Consider the following 20,294-nt stretch of genomic DNA (forward strand, 5'->3'; position numbering starts at 1 on the left):
GAGCCTTCGTTTTAAACACACAATATGGCGCTATACGGGTTGTTCAGTTATAGGAATTTGCAGAATAAAAGTTGTACCTAAACCCTTCTTGGACTGCACATCAATTTTTCCACCGTGCTTATGCATAACATTCATGCAATAGGCCAAGCCTAATCCGAAATTCTTACTTCTGTTTTTAGTTGTGAAGTATGGGTGAAATATTCGGGTTAAATCTTCCTGATCGATGCCCGGGCCATTATCTTGGACTTCAATAACGATAGCCTTTCGGGTGTCATATGCAGATATCCGCAGCTGTCCATTATGTTCCATCGCTTCTGCTGCATTTTTAATCAGATTCCGCAGAACCTCTTGCATATGCACACCGTCACAATACATTTTTACATCGGTTTTAACATGCCTAACAACGTCAATATTCTTCTTTTCCAAATACGGCGAACTCATTTCAATACTGGATTCGATAACTTCACAGACCTTATAGTAATCAGGTATAAGTATGATCTCTTGGGAATGTTTCTGAATTCGATCAACCATTGATAGCATGTGTGCGGTGGAGTCCATTATAGTATCAATGTCTTTTACAATTGGCTTCGGATTTTCCCGTTCTGCTTCATACTTAATCCGGTCGGAAAGTATGTCAATTTTCCCAATTTCATTTTTTATAGTATGGTTCAGCGCTGACGCCCCCGAAGTAACAGCACGCATCGCACTTTCACGCTTGAAATTATCGAATCTGAGCCTTACACCTAACAGCCCATGCTTTGAAATCAAAATAACAAAAGTCATGAACAAAAGGGTTATAACTAAAGGCATTAACCTCCACACTTCCTCAAAATTAAAAAACGCCTTAAATGTGTAGTTCACAAAAATTTGAAAAATGATTGGTGGGGAAGTGAACAGAATAACATAGAAGCGATTCCGTTTAACTAATTGAATGCTCTCTTTAGCATAGCTGACTATCAATAATGTCATCCCGACCAATAGATAAGGAACACACCACATAAAGAGTATTTGAAAATTGTTTTTTATGTCTGGATAGAATGGAGTATTGAAAAGCATTATCACTATTGGGATCAGTAACACATAAGTTAGCTTGTTCTTCAATTGTTTGTTGAAGAATCCGCTATAACTAATGGCAAACATTAAAAAACAATATGGCAGTCCATTATGATTCATGAATGAACCAACAATGTGAAATTTAAAGAGTATATTTTCAATAGTCGGCGTGAGCAGCTCGTGTATATGTAGGTATGGAATGGCCGTTTCAGTCATTGCACGAGACAGACCACCGCCGCCAGCTGCAAAAGCAGAGAATGCAACCCACCGAGTAGATTCATTTTTAGGGTTGTTTACAAGGAGAACAGCAGCAATTGTCCATAAAAAAATAAGAACAAATACCATATTCCCTCCTATAATGTTTCGCTCAGTTGAACTATGTCGGCTTTAATAAAACGAGCTTCTTTGTTTATCTGACCCATCCATTTCTCATCTTTCTTCGCAACAACGAAAGGATAGTCCACATGATTCAGTGCTGGTAAATCGTATTTCGAATCTCCAATGGAGAGGGTAACAGCTGGATCAAACTTTGCAATTTCTCTACCCTTAAAGCCATCAAGATTTGAGAAATCTATTGTTATCCCATTTCCTTCCGGTTTTACGTTTAAGCAGCTATACGGAACATCAAAATAATGTCCATACTGTTTTACCAGCAAATCGAAATTCGTCGAGAGCAATTCAACGTGAACACCTTTTTCTTTCAAATGGAAAATCAAATCGTGAGTAAAGCTAATGAACTTCCTTTTTAAGCTTTTCTCAAAAAACGACTTTGAATAGTATTCCAATTGAGCATAAGAGTATTTTTTGAATTTTTTCAGGACGAAAAGTTTATTAAATGAATCCCGTGACACGGCATCCAGTGTTAGAAAGTATGGAGCACGCAGAACAAATGAAGAAAAATATAACGGCCATAATTTTTCTCCAATTTCTTGTTTTTTTATAAACAGATAGAATTGCACGATGTTACTTTTGGTTATTGTGTTATCTACATCAATAACAGCGTTCCTCACTCCTTTATTGTCAATCAAGTCATCAATGTAAGAAAAATCTGAAATGTAGTCCATGCCTTCTCCCTTCTCCTAATAATTGGTTTCCATTCATTTTATCAGGTATCCGCTTGTGCAAAATGAGTCATTATATACAAATAATCTGTGCGTCTAGTCCCGATCTTTTAAATGCTGGTCCTATTTTTGTGTACAAAAAATAGGAGTTCAATCGTGGCCAAGAAATTAAATGAGTACAATTGAACTCCTGCAGGAAGATCCCTGGATTAAATTTTGTGTACAGATAAATTTACCGTTCTTTCCTTTCGTCACGCTCGTTGTTCTTGCTTTTGGACAAATCGAATTGATTTCTCTGATTCAAGGTTTTTTCAATATCAGAAAGCTTGTATAGTTCTTTAGTCATTGTGTTGTGCCGTTCCTTTAACTGTTCGATTTTTATTCCATATGTCTTTTGTCTTTCCCTGTAAACTGAAAAATCCTTTTCCTTAATATTAAGCTTATCCAGTTGGTTCATTGCCTTTTCAAATGTTTCAATCTCCGCACTATATTTTTTCTTAACAAGCATTTTTCTGATTGTTGCTGACTTATATTCATCATAAATTGGCTTATGCTTGTTGTAAGCTTCGATTGTCTGATTAATGAGAATGATATTTCGATTTGCATTGTTCGCTTCCTCAATTACTCCATTGATCTGTCTCAATCGTTGCTCTGTATCTTTGATCGCTTGCTGTAGATCACCACGGCTTTTTAAATTGTAATCAGTTATAAGCTGGAGCTGCTTGGACAGTTTCGATATTTCAATATCAATACTGAAATCTCTACGCGAATTTCTTCTTACTGCTTCTTCTGCCTTACGGTTTGTAAGCGTCCGTAGCAAAGCAATAGTCAACATGAAATTAACCGCCAGTGAACCCCTTTTATATTTGTAGTTCCTTGCTGCGTCAAAAATTTGCGTACGGGTTGGCTTGCTATTAAAGCGATACTTGTATTTCCGTTTTGATTCAACAAAATTGAACTCCCTGAGTTGAATACGTTCCTTAATACGTTCCTCTGTGTATTCAGGCCCTAAAGTTTTTCCGCGCACTGATCTTTCCATACCGGGAGCCTTGAACGTCATATATTTAACATGGCCTTGCTTCATCGTATACCCAAGTCGCTTCATGTTCTGCATAAATTCTTCAAAAGATTTAGATGATTTAATGACTTCATCTATGTCATGTTTGATATGTGCCTTCCACGAATTCCCTCTCTTCTCTTCGTTCCATTCTTTATAGGATTTCGGAATAGCATGTTCATTTGGAGGAATGACACTGAGGCTGTATTCCTTTGCAATCTCATCTGAATAATCTCTTGCATCCTGCAAGCTCTGTTTACAGGCATTGAACTTCTTCCCACTCAACGAAACAGAATTTATAACAACATGGTTATGAATATGGCCTTTGTCTATGTGAGTGCTCAGAACGTATTGATATTTATCGCCAAACATTTTCTCGGCCCACTTCAATCCGATTTCATGAGCCTTGTACGGATCAGTAATCTCATTTTCCTTAAAGGACTGCATGAAGTGAAAACCCAGTGTCCCTTTTTCCTTTTTATGATTTTTTTTGTTTGCAAACATCTGCTTATAAGCAAGCTTATCATTAGAAGCACAGTTAACCCCTGTAACCAAACAACCGTGATCGGTCTTATTATCATTCACTATATATTTAAGGGAACGGTTCAGTGTTGATCTAATTGTAATTTGTTTAACATACGGCAATGAAATCAACCTCCACCGTAAAATTTTTCAATCTGCTGATAGATAACATCCAGTTGCTTTTTCAGATACTTGATGTCATCGGACGTCACATGCTCCAACTCGTTAGCCCTTCGCGCCACCTGATTAATATTCGTACCGATCTTATTCACTTCGTAAACCAAATCGTCCACCTGTTTAAAATCTTGTTTGACTATCAGACCATCAAGGGTCATGCTGCGGCAGTATTTACTTCTATCTAAATCAGCGGCAGCTGCCTTTTTATCAATAATCTCAAGTTCACCCTCGGTAACAAAAAACTTCACTTCTTTATCTCTGTATCGCTTTTTTGCCAACAGGATCACCATCCTCATTAAAAGGGGTATTAGGGCGCAGCCCTAAATGGAACGGGTATTAGGGTGAAACCCTAACAAGCGTTTTTTTCGGAAGTGTAGCTACACTTCCAATGCTTGCTACCCTAATACAACCCAAAACGCCTCTATCCAACATTCTATCATTTCCATCATTCGGAATAAAGAAAAACCAAAAAACCTCCCTGCAAAGGAAGGTTTTCAATGTAATCGAACAGCTCAAGCCCGTTCTAATGATACGTCCTCTCGTACCCTGCCAGATCGGCAGACGGTATAAAAGGGGAGAGTAGGTTACGATTTTATCGAAACGCTCCTAACTCCAACGTTTGGCTAAATTCATACTGCCACTACGTTTCTTATTCATTTAATCGTTCGATGTATTTTCCATATTCATTAAATTACATTATTTCAATTGTAAAGCGATCCCTGCGAATTTCCAACGATTGTATAAATAGTTTATACACCTCGTCACCAGCGTTCCCAAGCCAACTCATCAAGTCAAAATAATGCTGAGTACCAGTATACAATTCGACTGCTGCTTGAATCAGACCTCTATATGAACTGGAAAGTTGCCCGACGATTTTAGATTCAGAGTGATAGCCATTTTCGTCGTTATCATCCTCTCCAATCCACTCTCCCCAGTACCATCCTATTGGCCCATCAGACTCACTCCAATTAACTCTGTAATAAATTTCGGGGTGAGAAACAACGTAACAAGCAGCCGCATATTCCGGGTTTTTGTAAGCATTAAATCTCTCTATAAGTTGAATGAAGTTTTCTCCGTGTTCCTTAGAAGAAAACCAAACGTTTCCCAACGTCATGCCTCTTTGGGTAGGTTGTCCAGATTGTTCTTTTTCTGTTTTCATTTGATCTTTCATATCCATTGCATACACTCTCCTATTCTATAATTATTGCCTATTCCTTTGGACTTTTTCCCGAGCTTGATCAATCGTGTAACCCTGACGAACATAATGATTTTCCTCTAAATACTCCTTGTGCCGATCAACCCTTTCTGGCATTGTTTCTGGACTCCATCCTTCTTGAATAGCTCTTCGAAGAAAATTCAAAGGTGATTTAACAGGGCGTGGTGACTGCCTCATAATCAGTAATAATTCCAATACTCTTTCAAAAGGAATCGGCTTTAGCAATTCCATAATTTCGAAACTAGGATAAGTAAGTGTTGCCGTTTGATAAGCTAAAGCTATTGCCTTCACACTTCCTGTCTCCATAAATCAAATCCCCTTTCAATCAATTGAAGAAAGACTTTCTAAAGCCTCCCTGCGTTCCTGACTACTCGACTTTGTATAAACGCGAGTGTAATTCAGATTTGTGTGACCTAAGATATCAGCCACCCTTTGAAGGGAATAACCAGTCTCTATAAGATCATGGGCGAGTGTATGACGAGGAACATGAGTAGTTAAGTCATCTATGCCTGTTTTTTCGCTTAATGTTCGATATAAGTATTCAACGCCTTGTTTAGTAAGTCTCGTGCCGCCTCTCGATGAAGTGAATAATTTTTTAGTGTCTGGATCGCCACGCTCAACCAGCCATTCAGAGAGTGCCAAGCGTAAATCCTTGTTCATTTCAATACGTCTGGCCTTACCGCCTTTACCATCACGCACAAACAGATAGCCAGTTTCAAATGAGATATCTTCCGTTTCCAGGTCGATGACTTCGCTTACCCGAAGTCCAGCGTATAGCTGTACATAGACAATCGCTCGATTGCGCGTAAACTTCCAACGGTTCTTTTGCTCTAAATTCTTATCATCCACAACCCTGAGTAGCTTATTACGTTCAAACCGCTCCAACCATCTTGGGTCTTGGTCAAAATCAGCAGCTATTTTCTGCGGTTTTATTTTTAACGCTGGATTAGTTTTAATAAGTTCATTCTCATCGAGAAACCGAAAAAAAGTGCGGATTGATTTCACAAAATTATTCACAGAACTGACTGAATATCTTTTTGGTTTTTCGTTGCCGCGCTGGTATGTCGCTTCTTCTAGCAAATACTTTTTCCAAGCATTCAAGTCCCGGCCCGACACATTTACGGGATCAAACACCTCACTTTTCATTATCCGGTTGTGCCACTCAATGAAAAATTTTGCTACGGTAACATAGCGATCTATAGTGTTTTTACTCGCTCCATCTTCTAGCAGCCATGCTTCAAAATCTTGTATGTGGTCAGTCATCGCATTCACGTCCTAATTTCAATTAACTTCACGATCCAACCGCACTAAAACTGCTTGCTGATAAACTTTGATCAATTCGTTGCCCCAAGTCCCTAAAGCATCGCAAAGGTTGAAATCGTCATAGCTGCTGTTGAACAGGTTAACTCCTAAAAGTATCAATTTTCGATATCCGCTAGATAATGTCGAATACGCTTCTGTTTCAATTCCATTTCCTCTCTCGTCCTCTTCATAAATCCGATCAATAATTACGCTCTTCTCTTTTGTGAGAAGGTCTTCCACTTCAACTTCCTTGTCCTGAAATTTGTACATCCATTCCATCGGGCCTTCTTCACCAAATTTACCATTAGTCCGGTTGTGAATTTCAGGAAGTGCGAGAATATAACATAAAGACTTATACTCTGGATCATTTACCGAATGATAAAATTGAACAAGCTTGTAAAAGTTACTTTGATGGGTTTCGTTTACAAAGTACACACCGCTCGCCTCCGTCTCTATTTCACTAACAGCATCAATTAAAACCATTCACTCTCTCTCAACTCGCTCAATATCTACACCTAAAAAATCAGCAAGCATAATCTCTGTGTCAGCTTTCACCTTACCCCAAAGCATCGAAATAGAGTCCACATATCCTCTGCAAAGAAACTCAGCAGCGAGAGAATGAGGCGTTCTTTTCTCGTCAATTATTTTAATTCCCTTTTGCCTCATTCTCTGCCTAACAGAACGCTGCTGCTTTATAATTTCGTCTTGTATACTCTTTAGCTGCAACTCAAAAATGTGACGAAGCTTGAAATCAGCTTCCCTCATTTTTTTGATATTCAGCTCTAAAACCTCAAGTAAGACAGGTAATTCCAAGTATGCTTTAACTAACGCCAAGTCCTCTGTATCAGCTTTACGCATTTCCCCTCCTGAAATGATTCTGCATCACTTTAAAGACCGATACAGCTCAAATGTGGACTTATCCAGTCCGCTTGATGTCGTGTAATGATGTAAAAGAAATTCAAGCGCAGAAGAATTTTCATTTAGATTGAGTTCTTGCTTGAGTGCGACAAATTTTCGCTTGTGATCCTCTCCTATTTCTAAAGCCTCTTTCTCCAAACGCGCTTTCTCCTTCTTTATCTCCTGCTTATAATTCTGGAAATCCTTATGAACTTGAATTAAGCTTTCAATCACACCATACGTTGTCTTTGCATTAAACTTATCTTTCAAGTTCTCTATCTCCACTTTCAATTCATCTGGAACCTGTATCGTTGCTCTCGACACGTACACACACTCCTTATAAAGTTGTTTTGATCCGTTAGTTACGTGGGCAGAGTTGTACTCAAAAAATCATTCCGGATCTCGCCAGTTCGATGCTTTTTGTGTACAAAAATGGATCTGAAGCAGCTCGCCAGGATTGTTTTTTGTGTACAGAACTAAAATGATAGTTGCCGATCAATTGTTTCTGCTTTTTCTCGATACTGTTTATCCTTCACAAGCGTTATCTTTTCATAAGAATCATCATATAGGGCTAATAAATAAGCGATAGTTTCTGAATCAGTCTTGCACCTCAATGCATCCCGTACTGTACGTAATGATGCCTTGACTCCACTGCTGGTATCTACTCTCGGCCTTGTATCCTTAGACGTTGTTCTAGCCATTAACATACCTCCTAATGGGTCTGTTATGTATCTTTTAGGGTCATAAAAAAGCGATAGAGGGCCGCGCCTTATCTCTCTAGCTCATCCCTGCCTTTAGGTTTCCGTTCAGCCTCATGTTTGTCTACTAAGGGTTTAAGCCTATTCAGCTTTTCAGCTAATGTAGAACGCGAGTCGAAGGAACGTCTGGCCCACTCAGGCAGCTTGTCCACGAAATAATGCACCTGGCCTCTCTCAATTTCGAGTAATTGTGTGAACTCAGAAGTATTGTCAAAAACGTATGTCCGATCAGCGATTTTTGAAGCGATAGCCAAATTTGTAAGTGACCGATCATAACGGCGCCTAATGTCTTCTTCCGGTATGAAATGCCCTCCTTGAGCAACACGCATTTCAACACGGCTTATATGGTACTCAACATTTTTTAAGCCAACATAATACAAATCGACTTCAAACCCGGCTGCTTTGGCCTGTTCCATTTGACGAATGGCAGTTTTGCCAGAAAGGGTTGTTTCAATGGAAAAGCTTTTCCCTGCCCGGATACACTCTTTTACACGGTTTAAAGTTTCCCTCCCAGCTGCTGGAGAAACACTTTCAGGATTAACTGGATTAATACTTTTAGCAATGGCATCCGGGTCGATTACCTCACCGATCTGACTGACTAATTGTTTAGTCAGCGTGCTTTTACCAGCTCCATTTGTACCAGCAAAAACAGTCATGACAGGTTTATTCATGATATGCTACTTCTTTTCGTCCTTCTGTAGTGAAAACAAGTCTCGTTTTCTTACCATCTGGATACTCCTTCACCATTACTCCATTCTCTTCATAGACAGCAGGGACACCATTTTTCTTAGCTTCTTCACGAGCTGATTGTGTCGCTCTCTTCAAAACATCTTTCAATTCATTTGTGGAAATTCGACTCATCAATAATCGCCGCCTTTAGAAAAAGTTATGTGTTGAATTTATATATTCATTTTAACACAGTTATGTGTTGAAAAACAAGCTTTTCTGACAAATTTTCGATACATAACTTTTGTTATGTGTTGAAAAAACCGTCCCTGTTGAAAGGACGGTTTAAGCCTTAATTATTTTCATTTTCAGGAATCTAACCAACAAATTTATGAGAATAGGCAAGGACAATATGATCAATGCAAATAATTTATCTCCCCAATTCGGAATAGAGCCTGAAAACAGAGTGTAGGCCATCATACCGAACAAAGCTAAACGTGTTAAAAGGCCAATCAGATTTTTCATAGGATAAAGAAAGCTGGCGACCAGCACGATTATAATAAACTCCTGCATTCCTGCCCCTCCTTTCTTAGCGTTTCCTAATTATAACATTTACTCATGCCTAATTACATAGTAACCAAAGCCCTGTTTTATAAGCTATTCAAATACATACGTAAACATTTACGTGTACATATCAAAACATACTACACAAACGTTTATGTATACGTATTCGTAAACATTTACGTTTGTGTGCATTATCACTCTTCACCAAACTGCACTCGAACAATTACGTTTACGTATACATTTACATTTATGTGTACGTAAACAATTACGTTTACATATTATTACTAATTAACAACGCAACCACAATCCTGTAAATACAAACGTTTACGTATTCGTGTACGTATCCGTAAACGTTTACGTATGTATATACATTTATGATATCCTTATCCTAATAAAAAGAGTTATCCGCGATCCAAGCAGATAACTCCATGTGTAGGTTATAATATTGAGTAAACGTAAACGTGTACGTTTACGTGACTATTCAGTTGCTACTATTAAAATAGAGCCTCAATGCTTCATTAATGATCCTTGTTTTCTCCCCTCTGCCATTTTCCACACTCTGGCTGTCTAATTTCGTTTTTAAATCATTCTCGATCCAAACCGTATCCCTTGTATGCGTTTCTTCAAATTTCTTCTTCTTAGGGTTCGGCTTCGGTTTAATGTCTTGAGATGTATCAATAAGTTCTGGATGAACACTGCCGCTGGATGTACTTCTAATCTTATTTTTTAATTCGTCCATCTTAGACACGCTGAACCAACTCCTTAACGAATTCTCTGTACAGTTTCAGACCTTGATTTAATTCAGGGTTATCTTTAAACCCATTGATCGATAAGCGTCCAATAGCAGCTGTACGGGTCATTATAGTTTCAAAGCATAGCTCCCCGTATTCTTCTTCGATCAACTCTATCAGCGCCTTATTATCGGTTCTCCTTGCATCTATGAGAGAACGGAAAATACCTGCAACCTTCATATCCTTATTGACCAGCTCCTGTATATGAATGCATGTTTCTAAAAAACGGCCAATTGCTGAGTAACAAAATTTACTTGCTTCGAACATAGCAACAACTGCATCAGATGCAGCCAGCGCATTAATGGTCTGGTCACCTAGAGCTGGCGGCGTGTCAATAATAATGAAATCATACTCACTCTGTACGTTCTCAAGAGTTTCTTTTAGCACCAGCGATCTATTCCCACGGTAGGATTCATACAGCCATGAAGGAAAACGCGCTAAATGGTCTTCTGCTGTGAGCAAGTCTAGCCCCTCAGATACGTTATGTACATACTTACGAGCGTCTTTTTCCTTTAGCGCTTCAAAAACGGTTTTCTCATGAAAGTTATAAATATCTTGCTGTGTCAATAATTCAGTCAAATTTCCCTGAGAATCCAGATCAACAGCAAGGACTTTTTTGCCGTATTCCTGGCTAAGAATATAAGCAACAATTCCGGAAGTAGTTGTCTTGCTTGAACCACCTTTTTGTATTCCAAATGAGATAACCTTTGCCATAAACATGCCCTCCCATACCTTATTATTGATGTAATTATAACATACATTTACGTATACGTAAACATAAACGTAGACATTTTATAAGACGGATTAAGCCAATAAACTTGCACCAAAATGTTGTTGTGCCGCAGGTGCGGCTACAGGTGTAATCTGCGGTCATTCCTCCACTTCCCTATTATGAATATTTCATATAGTGAAAAATCATAAACAGTAGGCCCACCGCAATGCAAGCATTTCTAGCATACTTCTTAAAACCTGTGGAAAAGTCGGCCCCTCCCCCTAAAGATATCCACAGCCCTTTTAATAAGGTAGCCGAGCTACGCTCGCCTTTTAGATTAAAATCATCCTCCCCACGCCCACCCCTGCATTTGCGGCTCAAAACTTTTGGTTGACAGCGAAGGGGGTTTATGGCAGGCGGAGGAGAAGCAGGAGGGAGAGAGCCGCAGCCCCCCTATACAGGGGGAACTGCGGCAAATAGGCTGATGTCAGGCGTATGGAGCCAGCCATCGGTCGTATCGCTTTCAGGGAGTGGAGCGCGTCCAGGTCGTGCTTTATCGCGCATAGTCGTACTAACTCCCCCTGGCAGCCTGACCGCTTTTACACGGTCACACGGACGGGACATTGGTCGTTGGAGTCACAACGCCAATCTGGAGGGTGGGCTTACAGATAGACTTTCACCCATCAACGGAGGACACCTACAGCCATCTTGTCTCCAGACTGCTGTACCGAACTTCGTCGGCTCCGCTGGAGGGACACTACGCAGGGGGTGGGACGACAGGAACCATCACCATCAACAGGGCCGCTATCGCGGCGCTGAGTTTGTTTAATGTCGTTTTGGGTGGCATCCTACTTAGTTCTTAAAAAAGGCAATAAGGAACTAAGCCCTCGCATGTCCATTTTTAAAAAAAGTGGATGCGAACGCCCGATATTCGATTATGAAATTAGCCCTATGCTATGTATAGGAATGCACAAAAAAACTCTCAATTTCCGCAGCACACCTAAAAATGGCATCAGGAAAGAGAGAGTCCTTACTTTACTTTGAATTAAGGGATATAGTATAATAGCCCCATAATATAGTAAAGGCTCATACTCTTGAGACGCTACAAAATGGCTTAGTTTGGCGACGGAGACATTTTGCAGTGTTGGTGTGTGGGCTTTTTGCTATTTTTAAGGTTCGTTTTTGGGGAACTTTGAACCTATTAATATCATACGTCATAGATTTAAATTTTGGCAAATTGCGACAGTATTCATTTTCCGTAGTCAAACGGATGTTTTTTTTGTGTTTTCCGTAGTCAAACGGATGTTTCGGATGGGTTTTCCGTAGTCAAATGGATGTTTCGGAGAACAGGAACGATTTAGCAAGTAATTTCATATTTTTTGCATTTTTTTTGGTGGTTTTCCGTAGTCAAACGGATGTTTTTTCTTGTTTTCCGTAGTCAAACGGATGTTTTCAGCATAATTAAAAATGACCCCTATGAGGGGTCAGGAAAAAGCTCTAATTGCTCTGGAATCAATTCTCTCGATTGAGCTAATGTATTTAGGAATATCGGGTTTTTCGTGACCGTCAAATAGCGTTCCTGTAATCCTTGTTTCTTTCCTTTGAATTCGAAGCGCTCTATAAAGCCTACTGCTTGCAGTTCAATACATGCGCTCTTAATACGCTCAACGATTTTATAAACCTGCATGATCGGCTCGTTATCATCTAAAAAGTGAAAATGACCAGCCAGCGTTTGAAGTTCAAACGTAACTGTAGATTCTTCGGGATAAGATGATACTAACCAGTACAGTCCTTGTGCTAAATACGATTTCAAGTCATTCATTAGAATGAGGGAAATATCAAACAAATTCCCGACCCGATTAGCTTCAACTAACCATTCAGGCAGCTTGATTTGAAACTTGTACTGGAAATGGTTTGCTGTGCCAACCTTGCGTCTGAATATAATTTGATCTATTAGCCGAGTAAAAGCGATCTCTTCATATTCCGAGTCCATAGAGCGTTGATACTGTGTTAAGGTCACTTCTATTTTCATAAGCCGCATTAGAGCTTCCTGGATGCGCTTATAGTTTGCCGATCCATCCGTTAACCCTAATTCATGCAATATGTCGGCATATTTCAATTCAACATAGGGTTTCCCGTCTACATTCTGTTTGAACCATAGAGACTGTATAGCGCCCATTACACGGGCCTCATAAGTGGTCAGCACCTCTCCTGTGTTATTCTTTATATGGACAGAACGCACGCCGTGTACAGTAGTTGTGGGCTGATTAGGAATATTCTTCGGATTAGCAGAAAACAAAGCGTGCTGCGCTATATTTCTGTTAATGGGTACAACCTCACGCAAGTATTCCCCTGACTTCACTTTCAGCGCTCTTTCCAAAATTTCAATCTTAGCCTTTGCTCTGGCTGCATCGGCTTCATTATCATGCTGCTGAGTCTTTACAGAATCAATATATTGATTTGCAAACATGAATAGTGACTTTGCTGGAACGCTCTGAATAAGCTTTGTACTTAACTCGTCCACTGTTTCCTGATAAATGGTCGCTGCCTTTAACGGATCACCGATTTTCCTTGTTCTCTTTAAAAATTCACTTGTTATATCATCAAGACACACTTCAATTTCATTAAATTCTGTCATAAAGCCTCCCCTACTTCGGAAATTAACCAAGTCCGAATCCTGCCGTGTCTGTATATTATTCTATATCAAGTAGAAGCAATCGCAAATGAATCCAATTCCCTGATCGGGTTCTTACGTATAGTCTACCATTTCTTAACTTGCCATTGGTATACATGGGAATCGCTTGTTTTTTCCTTTGAGTGTACATTGTACACACTCCTTTCAATGGCCACTTTTTTTAATACAAAATCCGTACACAGAATTCTGGAAACGTTCAAGCCGGCAGCTGATGTTTTGAGTACAAAAATACACCTTTAGGTGAGATCCAGGTTTCAATTTTGTGTACAACAAAATAATGAACTTCCCACATCCAACCGGGAAGGGACCCGGTTGGATGTGGGGCGCTCTGGTTACTCGGAAGCTGCCTCTTGGAACGTTACCCCTAAAATATGATCTGCGGCCTTCTGTGCCTGTCCTGCGGCCTGTACGACTAACTTCTTATCATCTTTAAGCTTGCGCAACCAACTGCCCACATAAGCCGCGCTGTTCTCTATAGTGCTGTTATCAATGCCAGCGACACCACAAAGCATTGCCGCCCCGATTTCTGCAACTAATTCCTCTTTGCTGTAGCTCTCATCCCCAAAGGCTGCAAGCTCGGTAATTCCCACACGATTCAAACGGTTTTCATGGCCTGTGCTGTGTACATGCTCGTGAAATAGTGTGCTGTAATATTCTTCTGGCTTGCTGTAATCACAGATAGGCGGCACGCTCACAATATCGTCAGCTGGACGATAGAACGCACGCCCGGAAGCAAAACGGACAGGCGGAGCATCCTTATAGCCTTCACAAATCCGCTCTGCTGCTTCTATAGGATCGTGGTCAAATGTTTGATCATTCCTTTTACTCTGTAGCCCCTCACACTGTCTATTGATCTCAAAGACTCTATAGTATCGGAGGAACGGGATTTTCACGGGTTCCCCGTCTTTATCTTCTTTCTCTAGCCATGTCCAAAACACAACAATTTCTGATTTTTCCCCTTTTTTGACTTTCCCACCAGCTTCGCTAATCTGCTTGAAGCTTGCGTATTCACCGGGTTCAAGTAGCAGGGTATTAATGCCGCGGTATGGCTTCTGAGTTTTCCAATTGACAGCACCGCCAACCTTCCACGGTCTGCGCCAAGGAACAACCCCTTTTTCCAAAAGCTCTATCATACGATTTGTAATCATTTCATAGATTTTTTCACTCATGTTAACCTCTCCCTTATGTGTTATAATGGAGGGGCGAAGGGGTCTCATATCTTCGCCCCGGCTCGTTTGTTCTGCTAAACAAACGGGCCTTTTGTTTGTCTTTGAACTTGCCGATCATATTCATTCAGCACTTTGTCCAACTTTTGCGATTTCTCCACAACCTCCATCGCCGTTAAACCCAGCCGTTCCGCTAAATCAACGAGTTCTTTACGCAACTCTTCAATCTGATTACGCAACGCCTCCACGCTCATGTCGCCATCACCTCCTTTCAAAATTGCTTAATTAGAGTTGACTTTTTTTGGCCCTACCCCTCATTCGGAACCGTTTGCCTGTCTAGCCCTAGCGGCGATGAGCGGAATCCTTTAAGGTTTGTGAGCAGTTTCTTGCTTGCTGTCTTGCCTTACCTTATGAAGTTTTCAAAGAGCAAAATCATTCGTATACCGTAGCCGTCGCAGATTTAAGATCATATAGGTTCTCGCAGGGCAAGGCTGCCCGAAGGGACGACAAAAATTATTTTGAGCGTACTTCTCAAAAAAATTTTTTCGCCTTGCCCGGAGAGGTTCTATATGATCCCATGCGACTAGATGGCTATGGTATACGAATGATCTCTTTGAAAAACGGAATATGGTAAGGCTGCACGCAGGATACGTGTGCGAACGGGCCTTGTCTTTACTTCTTCGATCTTGCCCACAAGGTTTTGTCTTCGAAGGGTCTACCCGAAAAGGTTTTGGAACGATGAAGGAATGGAGCGGAGCGTAATGGAGTCATGGTTCCTTATTTTGCTTCGTAGTACATTATGAGGTTTGTATAGTGGAGTGAAACGGAACGGAGCAAGCCTCATGATGTATGAGCATTGCCCCAGAGTCTTTAGCTTCCTTGCTAGGCCCGTTAAGAATCCCAATGGAACCCGGATGATTTTTCCGGGGTCGCTTGGGATTTAGGGCCGATGAACCGGGGGATTGAAACACCTGTTTGCTTCACTTTTTTTATGTTTGATGTGTACGATTTTTTGCCCTGGCATTTGCTGCAGCAAATAAAATGTACACAGAAAATATCATGGCCGTGGATCTGAAGCCGATAATATGTGTACAGGGCTAATTCTCTCACTTAATGGGTATAATATTACTAGAAGGGAGCGTGAAGATATGGCAACAGTATTTACTATAGCCATCTTGTCTTTTGTAGCGTGGCTTCATGCGGTAATCCTGCGGATCAGCACGAGCAAAGAGGAATACAACAAATACGTTTTCGTCTCAGCAATACTTATGTATCTATCCTGTAACTATATTCAAGCACAAACTTTTCAGCATAAGACAATATTCAATTTAGCATTTATCGTTTATTCTCTAGTATCAATTCCAATCCATATTTGGCTTATAACATCACGGACGAGATCGAGACGAAACGCTACACATTAGCACTTATAAAAAACGAAAGGCCACCTGCATTTTGCAAGTGGCCTTTGCTCTACCCGTTAACGCCGTGATTAAATGGAGAAATTGTTGGATTTGAAGGTGGAGAGGAAACCGGAATCACAATACTAAGAAATGTCATCAGCATAAATGTAGCTACTAATGCTTTTTTCATGATGCACCTCCTGTAAGATATTTTGGTACTTCATAAGTTGTTCTGTGGTAGCGAATGTACGAACGTTTTCAAACATCCTTATAGTTGTAATAAATTCCCTGTATAAGTCCATTGTAACCGCTATTTGCATATAATCAAGGATATAATTTATTGCGATATCGTACCGCTGCTGATTCAAATTGTATGCTGCAAGTTGATTAAGCAGCTTTGCATAGTACACGCGATTCCCAAGGTCTTCAAGCTCAGAAAAAGCATCTAGCTGCTTAGGAATAGAGCTATAGTAGTAATATTCGTCTATATTCCATTCATTCAAATTTGCAGCCTCGAAAATTGTGACTAATCCGGGCAGTGTTTCTTCATCATTCTCATGTATAAAATCAACATACTCTTTTAATAATTCCCTCTTGCCAGATAACAAATCAACGGCGTAACCGTTGGCCTCCGCAAATCCTTCAAAACGTTCGATTTCCTCCATGTCCTCATCCGTGGCATTCTCATACCAACTCAAATCCGCATATTTAGCTATGTACTCTCTAGCAAGATCAAAACGAGCTTGCTTCTGGAAAACGATAGACTTTGCTAAAAATCCATAGCCAAAATAGAATATCAAAGGACGCTTCACCATTTGATTTAAAGGAATAATAAGATCGCCCCATTTTTTCTTGGTTTCATACATACGTTCTGCCAAGGATAAAATGTGATCAGCAACACGATCCGCTTCGTCCCAATTGTTCTGCCTATAATTTAGTCGGAATAACTCAAAACCTTTATCTAAAGCATGTACATGATCCGACAGCAAATAAACTTCATTGTCTATATCGTTCTGGTTCTCCAATACTAACGCCTCCGTATAATAGATTTACTTCACTATAAAGAGTCTCTTAGCTGTAATCAGGTAGAAATTTTCCCTATTTTATTACAAATATACCCAATAAAATCCCCATTAGTCAAATTTCTCTTGTATCGAGAAGTTTGATCATGAAACTACATATCGACAAAACATTGTTCCTCTTGAAGATATTTACAGTATAACTCATGACACATATAGAGACAATATTTAAAAACTTTGAATCTCTTAGTGGCTCCAATACATTTCAGCAATTGTCTAAACTTCTTAGTAAGAGGAGTAGATAACTTATATGAATCAAACAATCGCTGAACAAATTGGTGCTATCGTAAGGAAATTACGAACTGAACAGGGATTAACACAGCAAGCCTTAGCAGATGAAATAGGCTCATCTTTCTCCTTTGTCGGCAGAGTTGAGCGTGGTGAAAGCAACATCACAATTGAGACTATCCTAAAAATTTCAAACGCCCTGAATGTTGAGTTCTTTGAATTTATGAGTTTAGGAAGAAGGCAAGACAGCGAGGATATTATGACAATCCATGCATTGCTTCTAAAAAGAAGCGAGAAAGAGCAAAGAAAAGCACTCAACATTTTGAAAGAGGTATTTGATGAAGTATAAAACTGTACAATAGCCTAGCCAGGCATGTGCAATTTTTCATAATATGTATACAAAATGCGAGCTGCCGGTTCAATCCGGAATCGTTTAATGTGTACAAAAAACAAGAATAGCCGTGCTGATCCAGAGTGGCCATTCTTGTTTATGTGTACACTTCTATTTTTTCGCACTCGTGATAACGTATTTATCCTCTTCATTTTGATTAGGAACAGTCGCAAAAGAGCCTAAGTTTGCCTCATCAATACTCCATGTTTGCTTTCCCTCATCATACAAAGCTTTCAAGGAAAGGGAATAGACATACTCCTTTTCCCTATGATAATCGGTTTTCAATCTATTTAATCGAATGATTCCATCCAACTGCATGACCGGATTACCCTCTTTGTCAGTAACAATTTTGGGCGTTTCCTTATTAAAATAGGTTTTAATCAAATTATAAGAGTAATTACCAAACATTGAAGGCTGATAAGCATTAACTTGTTTAACCCTGAATTTGTCTGTGGTACTTTTAAAAGGCTCAACACTTTGCTTGACACTTGCTTGAGCGTATTCTTCTGCAAAACCAAGAAACAGCCCATTAGCGAATTTTTTATCAGGAATGAAATAGAAGTGTGATCCGCTGCCAAGGGTATAATATGATTTATCATAATTGGAGCTTATTGTTTCTCCCCAAGGGAATTGTGCGGAAAGCTGTATTTCTTTCTCATCTGATTCCTCTATAGGCCCAAACTCCGCTGATTTAGGGTCGCCAACGCGAATTCCTGTCCCTTCACCTTTGAATAGAATCTCCGCTCCCTTTAGTTCCTTTGACAAGTCCAAAACATACCCTGTTAAGTCGAATGATAGTTCCCTGTTCGGCTTTTCCCCAGCTGTTATTGATTTTTTATCAGCAATACTCGTCCATGCAGATGACCTGAAGGCTTCAATTTCATAGCTTCCCGCCAGTAATGGTTTCTGTAAGTCCTCTCGCTGCACTTCCTTACCATTAAGTTTCAACATAACATCATTGCCGAGGTCTTTAAAAGTCACATAAGTTTCTTTAGGCAAGAACACGTATTTATCAAAAAACAGCAACTTCTTCCCCGATTTTTCTACACTGAATGGAAAATCTCCGCTCACGCGCATTTCTTTAACGCTGTTTGCTACATCAGAATTTTCCTTATCCAAAAGTTGCATTGTCAGCTCCTTGTTGTCCGCAGCTGTCTTCAAAAAATACTTAGCCGAATCCTCCACCGTTGGATAGGCTTGTATTTGATCAGGCATTACAGATATGAGCAATTCTGTATCGTTATTATCTATTGCCGCGCTGATTTTATCTAGGACACCTTCTCTTGAGGTGCTCTTATTCGCTACAATTACTCCAGCGATCACAAGCAATACAACTACGCCAAGACTGACAAACATCCATTTTTTCTGTTTCAGCATCATAATGCTCCCCTCAAAATAAAGGGCTGAATAGCGATCATTCAGCCCACGGATATAATGATTTAACCTTGCCCTGCGGCCCCAACCTCACCGGACACATTCCCTCCAGCATCAGCAGAAGCCTTCTTCAAATGGTCAAATCTCCCTTGTTGAATTTCCTTGATTACATCATTCAAATTAATGCCGTGGTTACTCAAAACCACAATACTATCCTCAATATTCCTTACCTTTTGTTGATGCTCAACGTCCTTGATCTGTTTGGCTACCTTTCGTAATTCTTCCTCAATTTTCTCCTTTTTCTTTTTCAAAGCTTCTTCTTTCTCCATCAGCTTTAGCAGTTTATCTTCCACAAAAAAACCTCCTTCAAAAAATCCTTAACAATCATAGTAGTCATGCTTGTAACTAATCTGTTTATAAAGAAATACCATGAGTGCCAACAAAGCAATAATAGCGATCCCAATAATGATTTTCAGTGTTTGGGGTTCAACGGTGAATTTTTGCCGCTGTGGTTTTTCAGTTGGTTTAACAGAAGCTACTTCACTTAAAGCATTATCTGTGGAGCTTTGAACACCACGCTCTGTAATAGTATTCTGATTCCCGTTCGATTCCGTCCCGTTCAGCATTTTTTCGATGCTCGCCTCTGTAGGTTCCCCATTTGATGAACGCTCTTCTTGGGGCTTGGCAGTGGGTTTCAAAGAAAGCTGTATTTTGAATTCCACCGTATTGCCTTTCTTGACGATTACTTTCTCCGGCGAATTAATGTTATAATCCGTGGCATTTTCCCCCACAACATTGATGAAATCAACTTTGTAAGTCCCTGGTTTCACGTCTTCTTCATACGTATATCCGCTCAGCTTATCCAGTCGGGCCATAACGTTTTCCTTGTCAGTAGAAGTGAAATTAACAAGGATCGTTTTATCGAAGCCTGGAGGAACAGCAGCACTTATTTGAAGCATGTTCCCTACCGCAGATTCTGCCTCTGGCTGTATGAGGTTATTGGGTGGTTTAGTTGTTGATCCGTTAGTAACTGGCTTCTGTTCAGACTTATCTGTCTGGTTTGCCGCCTTCTTCGAAGGCGGCGGCGTTTTAGTGGCTTCTGCTGCAAAGGAAGAACCAGCGGATAACGCAAAGAAGATTACAGAAACAATCGCTATACTAGAGACAAAACGCTTTCGCACATAT

The 20,294-nt window shown here is 40.0% G+C and carries 25 protein-coding genes; 2 read left to right on the plus strand and 23 right to left on the minus strand.

Features of this window, described 5'->3' with window-relative positions; translation table 11 throughout:
* Positions 1 to 30: 30 nt before the first annotated feature.
* The 16 genes from KQI_RS0126295 to KQI_RS0126370 form a co-directional block, all read right to left on the minus strand.
* Positions 31 to 1,398: a sensor histidine kinase gene (locus KQI_RS0126295; protein ID WP_010349895.1), complete on the minus strand. Its 1,368-nt coding sequence runs from the start codon at positions 1,396 to 1,398 to the stop codon at positions 31 to 33.
* 8 nt (positions 1,399 to 1,406) lie between these two features.
* The gene (locus KQI_RS0126300) at positions 1,407 to 2,117 is read right to left on the minus strand and encodes a haloacid dehalogenase-like hydrolase (RefSeq protein ID WP_010349896.1); all 711 of its coding nucleotides are present in this window, start codon (positions 2,115 to 2,117) and stop codon (positions 1,407 to 1,409) included.
* 229 nt (positions 2,118 to 2,346) lie between these two features.
* Positions 2,347 to 3,816, minus strand: coding sequence for a relaxase/mobilization nuclease domain-containing protein (locus KQI_RS0126305; RefSeq protein ID WP_010349897.1), 1,470 nt, complete (start codon positions 3,814 to 3,816; stop codon positions 2,347 to 2,349).
* 5 nt (positions 3,817 to 3,821) lie between these two features.
* Complete coding sequence (locus KQI_RS0126310; protein ID WP_010349898.1) at positions 3,822 to 4,148, minus strand: plasmid mobilization protein; 327 nt, start codon at positions 4,146 to 4,148, stop codon at positions 3,822 to 3,824.
* Positions 4,149 to 4,561: 413 nt separating this feature from the next.
* The gene (locus KQI_RS0126315; protein ID WP_010349899.1) at positions 4,562 to 5,047 is read right to left on the minus strand and encodes a DUF2538 family protein; all 486 of its coding nucleotides are present in this window, start codon (positions 5,045 to 5,047) and stop codon (positions 4,562 to 4,564) included.
* A 24-nt stretch (positions 5,048 to 5,071) separates the two neighbouring features.
* On the minus strand, positions 5,072 to 5,392 hold the full coding sequence (locus KQI_RS27500; RefSeq protein ID WP_010349901.1) for a hypothetical protein: 321 nt from the start codon (positions 5,390 to 5,392) through the stop codon (positions 5,072 to 5,074).
* 15 nt (positions 5,393 to 5,407) lie between these two features.
* The gene (locus KQI_RS27370) at positions 5,408 to 6,349 is read right to left on the minus strand and encodes a tyrosine-type recombinase/integrase (RefSeq protein ID WP_010349902.1); all 942 of its coding nucleotides are present in this window, start codon (positions 6,347 to 6,349) and stop codon (positions 5,408 to 5,410) included.
* An 18-nt stretch (positions 6,350 to 6,367) separates the two neighbouring features.
* Positions 6,368 to 6,871, minus strand: coding sequence for a DUF2538 family protein (locus tag KQI_RS0126330; protein WP_010349903.1), 504 nt, complete (start codon positions 6,869 to 6,871; stop codon positions 6,368 to 6,370).
* Positions 6,872 to 7,246, minus strand: a complete 375-nt coding sequence (locus KQI_RS0126335) for a YhjD family protein (RefSeq protein ID WP_010349904.1) — start codon at positions 7,244 to 7,246, stop codon at positions 6,872 to 6,874.
* Between the two features lie 24 nt (positions 7,247 to 7,270).
* Positions 7,271 to 7,609, minus strand: a complete 339-nt coding sequence (locus tag KQI_RS0126340; RefSeq protein WP_010349905.1) for a hypothetical protein — start codon at positions 7,607 to 7,609, stop codon at positions 7,271 to 7,273.
* Positions 7,610 to 7,761: 152 nt separating this feature from the next.
* The gene (locus tag KQI_RS0126345) at positions 7,762 to 7,986 is read right to left on the minus strand and encodes a hypothetical protein (RefSeq protein ID WP_010349906.1); all 225 of its coding nucleotides are present in this window, start codon (positions 7,984 to 7,986) and stop codon (positions 7,762 to 7,764) included.
* 68 nt (positions 7,987 to 8,054) lie between these two features.
* Positions 8,055 to 8,714, minus strand: a complete 660-nt coding sequence (locus tag KQI_RS0126350; protein ID WP_010349907.1) for an ATPase — start codon at positions 8,712 to 8,714, stop codon at positions 8,055 to 8,057.
* Positions 8,707 to 8,904, minus strand: a complete 198-nt coding sequence (locus KQI_RS0126355) for a hypothetical protein (RefSeq protein ID WP_010349908.1) — start codon at positions 8,902 to 8,904, stop codon at positions 8,707 to 8,709. The genes KQI_RS0126350 and KQI_RS0126355 overlap by 8 nt, the downstream gene beginning before the upstream one ends.
* A 150-nt stretch (positions 8,905 to 9,054) precedes the next feature.
* On the minus strand, positions 9,055 to 9,282 hold the full coding sequence (locus KQI_RS0126360; RefSeq protein WP_010349910.1) for a hypothetical protein: 228 nt from the start codon (positions 9,280 to 9,282) through the stop codon (positions 9,055 to 9,057).
* Positions 9,283 to 9,754: 472 nt separating this feature from the next.
* Complete coding sequence (locus KQI_RS0126365) at positions 9,755 to 10,012, minus strand: hypothetical protein (protein WP_411830931.1); 258 nt, start codon at positions 10,010 to 10,012, stop codon at positions 9,755 to 9,757.
* Position 10,013: 1 nt separating this feature from the next.
* The gene (locus KQI_RS0126370; RefSeq protein ID WP_010349912.1) at positions 10,014 to 10,778 is read right to left on the minus strand and encodes a ParA family protein; all 765 of its coding nucleotides are present in this window, start codon (positions 10,776 to 10,778) and stop codon (positions 10,014 to 10,016) included.
* Positions 10,779 to 11,185: 407 nt separating this feature from the next.
* Between KQI_RS0126370 and KQI_RS28665 the strand changes: the two genes are divergently transcribed.
* Positions 11,186 to 11,605 (plus strand): hypothetical protein, encoded by a 420-nt coding sequence (locus tag KQI_RS28665; RefSeq protein WP_029390353.1) that lies wholly within the window; start codon positions 11,186 to 11,188, stop codon positions 11,603 to 11,605.
* Between the two features lie 645 nt (positions 11,606 to 12,250).
* Here KQI_RS28665 and KQI_RS0126380 read toward each other — a convergent pair.
* The 4 genes from KQI_RS0126380 to KQI_RS0126395 form a co-directional block, all read right to left on the minus strand.
* Entirely contained in the window at positions 12,251 to 13,414 is a 1,164-nt protein-coding gene (locus KQI_RS0126380) for a replication initiator protein A (protein ID WP_010349914.1), read from the minus strand.
* 389 nt (positions 13,415 to 13,803) lie between these two features.
* Positions 13,804 to 14,640, minus strand: a complete 837-nt coding sequence (locus KQI_RS0126385; protein WP_010349915.1) for an ArdC family protein — start codon at positions 14,638 to 14,640, stop codon at positions 13,804 to 13,806.
* A 74-nt stretch (positions 14,641 to 14,714) separates the two neighbouring features.
* Complete coding sequence (locus KQI_RS28280) at positions 14,715 to 14,891, minus strand: aspartyl-phosphate phosphatase Spo0E family protein (protein ID WP_010349916.1); 177 nt, start codon at positions 14,889 to 14,891, stop codon at positions 14,715 to 14,717.
* 1,289 nt (positions 14,892 to 16,180) lie between these two features.
* Positions 16,181 to 17,062 carry a hypothetical protein gene (locus KQI_RS0126395; protein ID WP_010349917.1) on the minus strand — a complete coding sequence of 294 codons (882 nt, stop codon included), beginning with the start codon at positions 17,060 to 17,062 and terminating at the stop codon, positions 16,181 to 16,183.
* A gap of 304 nt (positions 17,063 to 17,366) precedes the next feature.
* On the opposite strand from KQI_RS0126395, the gene KQI_RS0126400 reads away from it, so the two are divergent.
* Complete coding sequence (locus tag KQI_RS0126400) at positions 17,367 to 17,693, plus strand: helix-turn-helix domain-containing protein (protein ID WP_010349918.1); 327 nt, start codon at positions 17,367 to 17,369, stop codon at positions 17,691 to 17,693.
* Between the two features lie 153 nt (positions 17,694 to 17,846).
* On the opposite strand, the gene KQI_RS0126405 is transcribed toward KQI_RS0126400, so the two are convergent.
* Genes KQI_RS0126405 through KQI_RS0126415 form a run of 3 tightly spaced genes read right to left on the minus strand, consistent with a single transcriptional unit; the run spans position 17,847 to position 20,290 of the window.
* A complete protein-coding gene (locus KQI_RS0126405) occupies positions 17,847 to 19,115 on the minus strand; it encodes a TcaA second domain-containing protein (protein ID WP_138984836.1) in 1,269 nt (422 codons plus the stop codon).
* 59 nt (positions 19,116 to 19,174) lie between these two features.
* Entirely contained in the window at positions 19,175 to 19,462 is a 288-nt protein-coding gene (locus KQI_RS0126410; protein WP_010349920.1) for a hypothetical protein, read from the minus strand.
* 24 nt (positions 19,463 to 19,486) lie between these two features.
* Positions 19,487 to 20,290 carry a hypothetical protein gene (locus KQI_RS0126415; RefSeq protein ID WP_010349922.1) on the minus strand — a complete coding sequence of 268 codons (804 nt, stop codon included), beginning with the start codon at positions 20,288 to 20,290 and terminating at the stop codon, positions 19,487 to 19,489.
* Between the last annotated feature and the right edge of the window lie 4 nt (positions 20,291 to 20,294).

The organism is Paenibacillus peoriae KCTC 3763 (assembly GCF_000236805.1).
Taxonomy (GTDB): Bacteria; Bacillota; Bacilli; order Paenibacillales; family Paenibacillaceae; genus Paenibacillus; species Paenibacillus peoriae.

Coding starts and splice junctions, on each gene's coding strand:
- KQI_RS0126295 (WP_010349895.1), bottom strand. CDS start 1,398: ATGGTATTTGTTCTTATTTTTTTATGGACAATTGCTGCTGTTCTCCTT.
- KQI_RS0126300 (WP_010349896.1), bottom strand. CDS start 2,117: ATGGACTACATTTCAGATTTTTCTTACATTGATGACTTGATTGACAAT.
- KQI_RS0126315 (WP_010349899.1), bottom strand. CDS start 5,047: ATGGATATGAAAGATCAAATGAAAACAGAAAAAGAACAATCTGGACAA.
- KQI_RS27500 (WP_010349901.1), bottom strand. CDS start 5,392: ATGGAGACAGGAAGTGTGAAGGCAATAGCTTTAGCTTATCAAACGGCA.
- KQI_RS27370 (WP_010349902.1), bottom strand. CDS start 6,349: ATGACTGACCACATACAAGATTTTGAAGCATGGCTGCTAGAAGATGGA.
- KQI_RS0126330 (WP_010349903.1), bottom strand. CDS start 6,871: ATGGTTTTAATTGATGCTGTTAGTGAAATAGAGACGGAGGCGAGCGGT.
- KQI_RS0126335 (WP_010349904.1), bottom strand. CDS start 7,246: ATGCGTAAAGCTGATACAGAGGACTTGGCGTTAGTTAAAGCATACTTG.
- KQI_RS0126345 (WP_010349906.1), bottom strand. CDS start 7,986: ATGGCTAGAACAACGTCTAAGGATACAAGGCCGAGAGTAGATACCAGC.
- KQI_RS0126350 (WP_010349907.1), bottom strand. CDS start 8,714: ATGAATAAACCTGTCATGACTGTTTTTGCTGGTACAAATGGAGCTGGT.
- KQI_RS0126355 (WP_010349908.1), bottom strand. CDS start 8,904: ATGAGTCGAATTTCCACAAATGAATTGAAAGATGTTTTGAAGAGAGCG.
- KQI_RS0126360 (WP_010349910.1), bottom strand. CDS start 9,282: ATGCAGGAGTTTATTATAATCGTGCTGGTCGCCAGCTTTCTTTATCCT.
- KQI_RS0126365 (WP_411830931.1), bottom strand. CDS start 10,012: ATGGACGAATTAAAAAATAAGATTAGAAGTACATCCAGCGGCAGTGTT.
- KQI_RS0126370 (WP_010349912.1), bottom strand. CDS start 10,778: ATGGCAAAGGTTATCTCATTTGGAATACAAAAAGGTGGTTCAAGCAAG.
- KQI_RS28665 (WP_029390353.1), top strand. CDS start 11,186: ATGGCAGGCGGAGGAGAAGCAGGAGGGAGAGAGCCGCAGCCCCCCTAT.
- KQI_RS0126380 (WP_010349914.1), bottom strand. CDS start 13,414: ATGACAGAATTTAATGAAATTGAAGTGTGTCTTGATGATATAACAAGT.
- KQI_RS0126385 (WP_010349915.1), bottom strand. CDS start 14,640: ATGAGTGAAAAAATCTATGAAATGATTACAAATCGTATGATAGAGCTT.
- KQI_RS28280 (WP_010349916.1), bottom strand. CDS start 14,891: ATGAGCGTGGAGGCGTTGCGTAATCAGATTGAAGAGTTGCGTAAAGAA.
- KQI_RS0126400 (WP_010349918.1), top strand. CDS start 17,367: ATGAATCAAACAATCGCTGAACAAATTGGTGCTATCGTAAGGAAATTA.
- KQI_RS0126405 (WP_138984836.1), bottom strand. CDS start 19,115: ATGATGCTGAAACAGAAAAAATGGATGTTTGTCAGTCTTGGCGTAGTT.